The 2,354-nt window shown below is 66.8% G+C and carries 3 protein-coding genes; all 3 read right to left on the bottom strand.

The window, feature by feature from the left end; all coding sequences use genetic code 11:
* Positions 1-349: 349 nt before the first annotated feature.
* The gene (locus DRV84_RS15030; protein ID WP_115982135.1) at positions 350-1,258 is read right to left on the bottom strand and encodes an MBL fold metallo-hydrolase; all 909 of its coding nucleotides are present in this window, start codon (positions 1,256-1,258) and stop codon (positions 350-352) included.
* The gene (locus DRV84_RS15025) at positions 1,255-1,491 is read right to left on the bottom strand and encodes a thioredoxin family protein (RefSeq protein WP_115982133.1); all 237 of its coding nucleotides are present in this window, start codon (positions 1,489-1,491) and stop codon (positions 1,255-1,257) included. The genes DRV84_RS15030 and DRV84_RS15025 overlap by 4 nt, the downstream gene beginning before the upstream one ends.
* A gap of 12 nt (positions 1,492-1,503) precedes the next feature.
* Positions 1,504-2,354: permease (locus DRV84_RS15020; protein ID WP_147298886.1), on the bottom strand; the 851-nt coding region annotated here is incomplete at its 5' end.

Here is a 2,354-nt window from a genome sequence, read left to right as displayed (position 1 = left end):
TCCTTTTTCCATGCCGGTTCACAGTCATCGAGACCGCCCGCGCGCTCCGGTCCGGCGAGGGCCTGGCGCGGCGCGAGTGAAGCAGGCGCCCGCGGCGCGGGCCTGCCGCGCCGTCTGGTCGGGTGACACGGGGCCAGACGCAATCATCTTGAAAGCGCGGTCGCTCCGGGCGGTCACGCTCGCGCGATCATGGGGTCTAAGGTCCGCTGTTGGGCGGTCGGCGGTCAAAACTCAACCTTTTCTGTCATTGCCGAAATCGACCAGAGGCCCGGGTCTGCAAATGAGATGAAGCCCGTCCGTCTCCGAAGGCTGGCCGAGCTTGCCTCGGCAGCCGCCGGATTACCCCCTGTCACTTCCATTCCATCTGTTGAAAGGCCGTCTGCGCGTTCCGGCCAGCCAGCGCCTCGAACTGCTCCAGCCGCGAGAAGGCCGACTGGTCCACCCGCGGCGCAGCCATGATGCCACCGCCCTCTTCGAGCAAGGTGCCGATATGCGCGCGAAGGTTCATCAGATAGTCGTAAGTGTCGGCGCGCGCGCGGCCCATGGTCGTAGGCCCGCCGTGCCCCGGCACGACATGCGACGCACCCGTCGCCTCCACCGCGAGATACGCGTCGGGCCAGTGAGTGATCGAACTCTGGTCGCCCACGCCGAGGATGCGCTCGACATAGACGATATCGCCGGTGAAGACCGTGTCGCGCGCCGGCACCCAGACGAAGCTGTCACCCGGCGTGTGTGCAGGTCCGGGATGGACGATTTCGACCTGCAGCCCGCCCACCTCGAGCGTGTAGGCATCGGCGAAAGTCACATCCGCGAAGCTGGGCTCGGTTCCCTCGAGCGCGTCCCCGATCAGCTGCGACAGCGCCGTCATCTGCGTTGAGGCGCGGGCCCTCTGGTCCTCCACCGCAGCCTCGGACGCGATCACCGTGGCGCCCTGCGCCTGCCAATAGCCGTTACCGAGCCAGCGGTGATCTTGCCCGCCGGTGTTCACGACATGGGTCACCGGCTGATCGGTGACTGTGCGGATGGCGTCATGCAGCTTCTCGGCGCCCTGCCAAGAGCCGCCTGGATCCATCAGCACCGCCCCTTCGGACGTCACGACAAGCCCGAAGGTCGCGTTGTTACCAAGGTTTTCCGGGTCGCGCTGTTCCATCGGGCCGACGATGGCCCAGACATCCTCCGTGACGGGTTCAACGTCGAGGACATCCGCAAAGGCAATGCTCGGCGCGACAAGGGCGGCGGCGACGAGAGCGCGGATCATGCGCGCAGCCAGTCTTCGAGCTTCCCCGCATCCGGCAGGCCGCCGGTGTGAACGAGCTTGCCGTCGACCGCGATGCCCGGCGTGGACATGACGCCCGCCATGGCGATGGATTTCGCGTCGGTCACCTTTTCGACCGCGACGTCGGTGCCGAGCCGGGCGGCGGTATCCCTGACCATGGCTTCGGTCGTTTCGCAGCGGGTGCAACCGGGGCCGTAGACCTTGACGGTTTTCATGTGCATCTCCTTTCAGAGCAGGAAGTTGAAGAGAAAGCCGGTGGCGAGGATCCCCGCCGCGACGACCGCGAGGAAGATCGCGATCAGGCGGTAGGTCAGCACCTGCTTGAGAATGATCATCTCGGGCAGCGACAGCGCGATCACCGACATCATGAAGGCCAGCGTCGTGCCGAGGGCTGCGCCCTTGCCGAGAAGCGCCTCCACGATCGGGATGACGCCGGCCGCGTTGGTGTACATCGGCACGCCCACGACGACCGCCGCGGGCACCGACCACCAGGCCTCGCCGCCCATGATCCGCAGCATCAGCTCTTCGGGGACGTAGCCGTGGATCGCCGCGCCGATGCCGATGCCGACAAGCACCCAGATCCAGACCTTGCCCACGATCTCGCGCACCTGGTCCAGGCCGATCTTCAGCCGATCGACGAGGGTCAGCCGCTCCTCCGGCACGTCGCCCACGGGGCCCGCGTTCAGCTCGCGCACCCAGTCCTGCAGGTAGCGCTCCAGCCCCATGCGTCCGAGGACAAATCCCGCCACCGTGGCGATGGAGAACCCGAAGACGAGGTAGATCGTGGCGATCTGCCAGCCGACGAGGCCGTAGAGCAGCCCGAGCCCCACCGGCCCGACCATCGGCCCCGCGATCAGGAAGGAAAACGTCACCCCCAGCGGAATGCCCGCCGAGACGAAGCCGATGAAGAGCGGCACCGAGGAGCACGAGCAGAAGGGCGTGAGAACGCCGAGCGCAGCGGCCAGCGGATAGCCCCAGAACTGGTTCTTGCCCGCGAGGATCGCGCGGGTCTTCTCCGGGCTGAACCAACTCCGCAGCACGCCCGTGACGAAGACGATGCCGGTGAGCAGCAAGAGCA

Source organism: Rhodosalinus sediminis (assembly GCF_003385555.1).
In the GTDB taxonomy this organism is placed as follows: domain Bacteria; phylum Pseudomonadota; class Alphaproteobacteria; order Rhodobacterales; family Rhodobacteraceae; genus Rhodosalinus; species Rhodosalinus sediminis.
The sequence above is the reverse complement of the archived record's forward strand: the minus strand, read 5'-3'. Positions and strand labels throughout refer to the sequence as shown.